This is a genomic window from Shinella sp. M27, from assembly GCF_049199905.1.
Taxonomy (GTDB): domain Bacteria; phylum Pseudomonadota; class Alphaproteobacteria; order Rhizobiales; family Rhizobiaceae; genus Shinella.
The window spans coordinates 1-273 of record NZ_JBLZPK010000047.1; the positions used below are offsets into that span (position 1 = coordinate 1).

Below are 273 nucleotides of genomic sequence, written 5' to 3' on the forward strand. Positions count from 1 at the left end.
GCTTCCGCGACACCCTTGAGGATCTTGGCGACGGCGAGCGGCTCGACAGCGTCTTCCGTCTCGACCAGCACGGCGCGGTCGGCGCCCATGGCGAGCGCGGTGCGCAGCGTCTCTTCGGCCTTCGCAGGACCGATCGAAACCACGACCACTTCCTCAGCCTTGCCGGCCTCCTTCAGACGCAGCGCCTCTTCCACGGAGATTTCGTCGAACGGGTTCATCGACATCTTCACATTCGCAAGCTCAACGCCAGAACCATCCGACTTCACGCGGATC

At 63.7% G+C, this 273-nt stretch carries 1 protein-coding gene; it reads right to left on the bottom strand.

What is annotated here, in order from left to right; all coding sequences use genetic code 11:
- On the bottom strand, positions 1 to 272 hold a 272-nt coding region (locus tag ACOZK4_RS18760; protein WP_421593185.1), incomplete at its 3' end, for an electron transfer flavoprotein subunit beta/FixA family protein.
- Between the last annotated feature and the right edge of the window lies 1 nt (position 273).